Annotated in this window: 2 protein-coding genes; both read right to left on the minus strand. The window is 73.8% G+C overall.

Annotation, left to right across the window (positions count from 1 at the left end; translation table 11 throughout):
* Window positions 1-5,988, minus strand: a 5,988-nt coding sequence (locus tag ACZ4WQ_RS46775) for an SDR family NAD(P)-dependent oxidoreductase (RefSeq protein ID WP_398377807.1), incomplete at its 3' end; no start/stop codon positions are given.
* A partial coding sequence (locus ACZ4WQ_RS46780) for an acyltransferase domain-containing protein (protein ID WP_398377809.1) occupies window positions 5,985-7,374 on the minus strand: 1,390 nt, incomplete at its 5' end. The genes ACZ4WQ_RS46775 and ACZ4WQ_RS46780, both read right to left, overlap by 4 nt.

Consider the following 7,374-nt stretch of genomic DNA (forward strand, 5'->3'; position numbering starts at 1 on the left):
CGAGTGCAGAGCCACCAGCGACGACGAACACAACGTGTCGATCGTCATGCTCGGACCCCGCAGATCCAGGAAATAACTCAACCGGTTCGCGAGGAGGGCGTTGTGGTTTCCCAGGCCGCTGTGGGCGTCCAGTTCCGGCTCGATGTTGTACTCCCGGTAGTGCTGGTAGCTGGCGCCCACGAACACGCCCGTGGCGGGGGGAAGTTGGCGCGGTGGCAGTCCGGCCGACTCCAGGGCCTCCCAGGTCGTCCGCAGCAGCCAGCGCGCCTGAGGGTCAAGCACCTCGGCCTGCTTGGGAAAGAAGTCGAAGAACCCCGCGTCGAACTCCTCGATGTTGTCGACGAACCCCCCGAAGTCGGGTTCCCGTTCGTTCGCGTAACCGCCCCACCGTTCGCTCGGCGCCGGGCGGATGGCCGTGTCCGCGCGGGCGAGCAGCGACCACAGCCCGGCCGCGTCCCGGGCGCCGGGCAGGGCGAGGGCGAAGCCGATGATGGCCATGTCGTCGGCTCCGGGCGCGTCCTCGGCGTCCGCCGGCTCGCTCGCGGGCGGGCCGGCCGTGACCGGCGTGAACACGCTGTCGGCGGCCCGCTCGGCCACATACGCGGCCAGGGCCCGGCAGTCCGGGGAGTCGAGGACGTCCGCGGGGCTCAGCCTCGTCCCGTACGTCTCTTCCATGCGGGTGGCGATGTCGGTCGCCAGCAGGGAGTCGAGTCCTGCGGCGGACAGCGAGGTGGTGGGCGTGATGCCCGGATCGCGGAACACCTCCCGGACCAGGGCGACGACCGCGGCCTCCGCCACCGCGGCGCGGTCTCCGCGCGTAGCGCGACCGGACGCCGATGCCGGTGCGAGGGCGTCCACCGGGCGCTGCCGGGGCTCGCCGGTCATGTCCGGCGCGCCCTGTGCGGCCACCGTGCGGTACTCGATGTCGCTGAGCCGGACCAGGGCGCGGCCGTCGGCGGAGAGCAGGGTCGCGTCACCGCGGCGCACCCGGTCGTTCTCGGTGTCGTCGGCCTCCAGCAGCACGTACGCCGCCTGCGCCGGGTCGCCCCAGCTCGCCACCTGCCCGACGGAGACCGGCAGATACGTGGCCGGCGGTGCTGACGAGTCCGCGAGCGTCAGTACGGCCATGCTCTGGAGGGCGGCGTCGAGCGCGACCACCGTCCGCTCCAGTGCGCCGCCGGCCGGGCCGTCGACCCGCGCGAGCACGCGGTCCGGTCCGTAGCGCACGTCGAGGAGGGGCCGCAGGGGTGCGTCGAGGTCCATCCCCCGCGCCGCGAACCAGGCGTACAGGCCCGCCGGTTCCAGTGTCCGGCCGAGCCCTGCGCGCAGGGCGTCGATGTCCCGTTCGGCGGGCGCTTCGGCCGGCCGGCCGTCCTGGACACCCGGCTCGAGACGGGCGATGGCCCGGTCGCCGTACCGGAAGGTGGCCGGCCCCGTGCGGGTGGTGTCGCCCAGGTCGCTGGTGAGCTGATGGGTTCCCGTTCCCCGTCCCGGGAAGGTGATCCGCCGCAGGACACGGGCCCTCTGGAGGCCGAGAGCCAATGGCAGCGCTCCGGGCACGGTCGGTTCGCCGAACACGCGATGGGCGCGCGCCAACCGGTGAACGCTCTCGGCAACGTCCGCGGCGTCGTCTTCCCGCGCGCGGTCGGACGGCGCCCGGAACGGGTACGGCGGCAGCGTGATCCGCCTGGTGGGCACACCCTGGTACACCGTGCGCCAGTCGACGCTTCCGCCACCCACGTGGAAGAAGGCGAGTGCGCTGCTCAAGCGGGCCTCGGGAAGGCGCAGTTGGGTCGCGAGCCGCGCCGCGCCCACCGAGGTGAACGCTGCCAGGCGCTCGAAGAAAGCACCATCGGCGACGGCCGCCTCGCCGTTCAGGGCCGTGCCGTTGCGCAGGACGGTCCCATGAACACCGGGGCCCTGACGCACGACCCACTCCAGCCCGGCGGTCAGTTCGTCGGCCGTGGAGCCCAGGACCGCCATGCGGTAGCGCTGGTGGTCGCGTCCCAGCGCGGCCGAGTGGCACAGGGCGGCCGGGCTCGGCGGCGTGTCCCGCCGCAGCAGCCGGTGGATGTCCGTCGCCCGCCGGACCAGCCCCTCGGGGGTGTGCGCGGACAGGACGAGAAGGTGCTCGCCCAGCACGCCGGGCGGGTCGACGTGCTCGACCGGTCGGTCGGCCGCGTACTCCTCGACAACGACATGTGCGTTGGTGCCGCCCATGCCGAAGGCGCTGATCCCCGCGCGGCGCGGTCCGTCGGAGTGCCACGGCCGCGGCTCGGTCGGGACGACGAACGGGGCGGAGTCCAGGTCGAGGTGGACACCGGGGGTCTCGAAGCCGGCGAGCGGCGGTATCTCCCGGTGTCGCAGGCACAGCAGGACTTTCATCAGGCCGGCGAGTCCACTGGCCGGTTCCAGGTGGCCGATGTTGGCCTTGACGGAGCCGATGTGGCACGGCTCCCGGCGTGCCGGGTCGGCGCCGAACACCTCGGTGAGGGCGGCGAGTTCGACCGGATCGCCCAGCCGGGTGGCCGTGCCGTGCGTTTCGATCAGGGAGATGTCCGCCGGGGCCACATCCGCGTCCGCCAGGGCCGCGCGGACGACCGCCGTCTGGGCCTCGCTGCGGGGCACCGGCAGGGCGCTGCCGCGGCCGCCGTGGTTGACGGCCGTACCGCGGATGACGCACCAGACCGGGTCCCCGTCCCGCTCGGCGTCGGCCAGTGGCTTCAGCATCACGGCCACCGCTCCCTCGCCCGGGACGAAGCCGTCGGCCCGGTCGTCGAAGGGGCGCGGCCGGGACTCGGACAGGGCGCCGAGCTGGCTCAGGCTGCGGTAGTACCACGGGGTGAGCCCGACGTGGCAGGCCGCGACGATCGCGGCGCCACAGCTCCCCGCGCGCAGGGCCGCGACCGCCTGCTGGACGGCGACCAGCGACGAGGAGCAGAGCGTGTCGACCGTCTGCGACGGGCCCGTCAGATCCAGTGCGTAGGAGATCCGGTTGGCCAGCACCGCGTTCAGGGACCCGAGCGCCGTGTAGGGCCCGACGGTTTCCAGCCCTTGGGCATCGCGGTGATGTGTGTATGTGGCGCCGACGAAGACGCCGATGTCGTGGCGGTCGGCGAGGCCGCTGTCGTCCCGCACCGCCCAGGCGTGTTCCAGCAGCAGCTTCTGCTGGGCGTCCATCTCCTCGGCCTCGCGGAAGGACACGCCGAAGAACGCCGGGTCGAAGCGATCGATGTCGGCGAGGAAGGCACCCGTACGGCAGTACGTCCCGGTCATGTCCGGGCCGCGCCGCTCGAAGTGCGCCTCGATGTCCCAGCGTTCGGCCGGGACCTCGGTGAAGGCGTGCCCGCCGGAGCGGAGCAGGGTCCACAGCCCGTCCAGGTCGTCGGCCCCCGGCAGATCGCCGGACACGGCGACCACCGCGATGTCCTCGGGGCGGGCCTCGGCATCGGTGGACGGCTCCGGCTCCGGCGCCGCGTGGCGGGCCGGTGAGGATGGAGGCGGAACGGACGGCGCCGGTGCGGGAAGGGCTTCGGCCGCTCCGTAGCGGTCCGTCAGCGCCTGCGCCAGCTCCGCGAAGCCGCCGTACTCCAGGAAGAGCGTGGCGGGGAGCCGGATGTCCCACCTGCGGGACAGCTCCTCCGACAGCTCGACGCTCATGATCGAGCTCATCCCGTAGTCCGCCAGCGGTGTGGCGCGGTCGAACGAGGCGAGGCCCAGACGCTGCGTCAGGAAGTTCTCCAGCTCGTCCTGGACGCGGTCAGCAGCGGCGTGCACCTCGGTGCCGGTACCTGGTGGGGTGTCGTCGGCGAGGGTGTCCGAGGCGTCGGGATGCGCGATGACCACCTGGCGCATGTCCTCGCCCAGCACCGCGATGAGCGCGTCCAGCGCCTCGGTCGTGCCCAGTGGCCTGACGCCCCGGCGCCGCAGCTGGTCGGCGACGGCCGTGCCCATGCCCACCTCGCCCCACAGGCCCCAGTCGACGCTCAGCCACGGTGTGCCGCGCGCGTGCGCGAAGGCGTCGAGGTAGGCGTTGGCGGCGGCGTACCCGCCCTGTCCGAGGTTGCCGAAGGTCCCGGAGACGGAGCCGAACAGGACGGCGAAGTCCAGGTCCGGACCGGCGACGGCGGCGAGTTCCCGGACGCCGTCCGCCTTGGGCCGCATCACGTCGGCGATGTCCTCCGCGGTGGTCGAGCGGAGCAGCCCGTCCCGGAGGGTACCGGCTGCGTGCACCACTCCGTGCAGATCGCCGAAGTCCGCGCGGATACGTTCCACCACGGCCCCGAGTTCGCCCGGAACCGTGATGTCCGCGGCGTACGAGACGATGGAGCAGCCCGATGCCCCGATCGCGGCCGGCCGGGCCTGGTCGGCGCCCGCCCCGCCGGTGCGGCTGACGAGCGCGACGAGGTCGGCGCCCTCCCGCGCGAACCGGGCGGCGACCTCCAGGCCAAGACCGCCGTGCCCGCCCAGGATGAGGTAGCGGCCGCCCTTCCTGATGGGCCGCGCTCCGGAGCGGGCGGGCCGGACGCGCAGGCGGACGGGCTCATGGCGGACGCCGTGCCGGTAGCCGACCTCCGTGGGACCGTCGCCGAGCTCGGACACGAGCGCGTCGAGGGAGGAGTCGTCGAGGTCGATGAGGCGTGGCCGCAGCCCCGGGTACTCGATGGCGGCGGTGCGGACGAGGCCCCAGAGCGCCGCGCGTGCGGGAACGGCGTGGTCGTCGTCCGCGACCGGCTGCGCGGACCGGGTCACCACGAAGAAACGGGCGTGGCGCTGCCGTTCCCCGAGGGTCTTCAGCGCGGCGAAGCACCCGTACAGTCCGGCGTCGAGCTCCGCGGCCTCGGACGAAGTGTCCCGCACGGGGCCGCTGTTCCCCAGGTGTACGACTCCGGCCACCGGGTCGCCCACCCAGTCCCACAGCCGCCGGAACGCCTCCTCGTCGGCGGAGGCCGGCGCCCGGCGATCCCCGTCCTCGGTGTCCGTGGCGGACGGAGAGCCGAGGACCGCCTCCACCACGCGGGCGCCCTCGGCGCGCAGTCGCCGGACCGTGTGCTCGCCGGGCCCGCCGGTGTCGCCGTCGTGCAGGACCACCCAGGTGCCCGTCGCGGGCTCGCGTCGCGGGCCGGGCATGGCGGCCGGCCGCCACCGGATCGAGGAGAGGGGCTGTGGAACGCCGGCCGACGACCGGAGCGCGGATCCCGGCGGGGTCGTGCGGCGCATCCGTACGCCGGTGAACTCCGCCGCCACTTCCCCGGCCGGCCCGAGCACCAGGGCATCCGCGGTCGCGTAGGCGCCCTCGGCACTGGTGCGGCGCACGAGTACGGTCACGCCGGCCGTCCGGGCCGACAGATCCGCGAGGACCGCGACGCGTGCGACGCCGATCGGCAGCATGGGCAGCGGACCGGCCGCTCCCTCAAGGTCCTGGAGCGCGCAGCTGACCACCTGGAACACGCCGTCCACCAGCAGCGGGTGGGCATGCCAGGGAAGGGGCTCGGTGTCGGTGCGCAGGGTGGCCCGGGCCACCCCCGCCCCGACCGTGAGTTCCCGGACCGTGCGGAAGTCGGGCCCGTACTCGAGTCCCGCTCGCGACCAGCTGTCGTACAGCTCCTCCGGAGCGATCGCGCGCGTGCCGGTCACCGGCCGGACCGGGTGGCGCGGGGCGCCGTCGCCGAGCGGGCGGCCGGTGCCGGTGGACAGCGGCTTGCGGCCGCCGCCCAGCACGGCGCTCAGCTCGAAACGGGTCGGCCGGGCGTGCGTCATCTCGAGCCTGACGGCCGCCGTCGCGCCGTCGTCGATGGTGAGGGGCCGCAGAAAGGCGACGTCGGTGAGTTCCAGCGGCACGAACGGCCGGCGCTCGGCGATCCCCGCCATCGCCATCTCCAGCTGCACCGAGGCGGGCAACAGCCCGGACCCGTCGGCACGGTGCTGGGCGATGAGGGGTTCGTGTCCCGCGAAGATCTTCTCGTAGGTCTCGGTTCGGTGCGTCACTGTCCCTCACTCCGGGTCGCGTAATGGCGGTTGAGCAGCGGATGGCTGACGGCACTCGTCACGGTGCGGCGGGCGGAGGGCGCGGTCAGCTCCTGCCGGTTGAAGGGGTACGTGGGAATGGTGGTGGTGCGGTGGTTCTTGCCGGCGTGGAGACTGCTCCAGTCCAGGTCGGCGCCCGTGTGGTTGACATGGGTGGTCAGGGCCGCGTGCAGCTGGGCCTGGTCGTTGCGCCCGCGGCGGAGCGTGGGAATCCAGGCCGGGGTCGGCTCGGAGAGGGTGGCGCGGGCCAGGGGCAGCAGGTGCGGATGCGGCCCGATCTCCCAGACGGCCCGAGGGCTGGTCTCGCCGAGCGTCGTCAGGGCCCCGAGGAAGTGCACGGGCCGGCGGATGGCCGCCGCCCAGTGCTCGGGATCGGTAGCGGTCTCGGCGGTGTGCCAGGTGCCGGTGAGGGTGGTGGCGAACGGGATGGCGGGCGGTTTGAGCGGCGTGGCCGCCATGGCCTCGGCGAACGGGGCCACGGCCGGTTCCATGGCGGCGGAGTGGAAGGCATGGCTGACCGTGAGCCGCTGGGTGCGGTGCGGGGTCTGCTCGCAGAACCGGGTGACGGACTCGGTGGGACCGGTGATGGTGTGCTCCCGGTCGGCGTTGTAGGCCGCGATCTCGACGCCGGGATACGGCCGCAGTGCGGCGGTGAGCGTCTCGGCGTCGGTGTGGACGACGGCCATGGTCCCGTCGCCGGGCTGCGCCTGCATGAGCGCTCCCCGCAGCGCGGCCAGGCGCAGCAGGTCGGGCAGGGGGAGCACGCCGGCGGCCCAGGCCGCGGTGAGTTCGCCGAGGCTGTGCCCGGCGACGGCGTCCGGGCGTACCCCCACCGCCTCCAGGAAGCGGACCAGGGCGACCTCGACACTGACGATGGCGGCCTGCGCGTACCGGGTGTCGTCCAACAGGTGCCGGGCGTCGCCATGGAGCAGGTCGAGCAGGAATACGTCGAGGTGGGGCAGGACGAGTTCGGCACATTCGTTGAGCGCGTCGCGGAAGTGGGGCTCGGTGGCGAGGAGGCCCCGGGCCATCTCGCCGTACTGGGACCCCTGTCCGGTGAAGAGGAAGACCGTGGTGGGCCTTCCCGTGTGCCGGACGGCGTGAGTGCGGCCGTTCGTGACGTCGGTGAGCCGGCCCGCCAGCTCCCCGGCGGTGGCGCCGTGGACCGCGACGCGCCAGCGCTGGGCGGCGCGGCCCGTGTTCGCGGTGTACGCGACATCGCCGAGCCGGTCCTCGGGGGTGGCGGTCAGCTGGTCGGCGTAGGTGGTGGCGAGGGCCCGTACCGCGGCCTCGTCCGCCCCCGTCACCCGCACCACATGACTGTCCTGCCCCAACACCCCCCGCACC

The organism is Streptomyces sp. NPDC028305 (assembly GCF_055569495.1).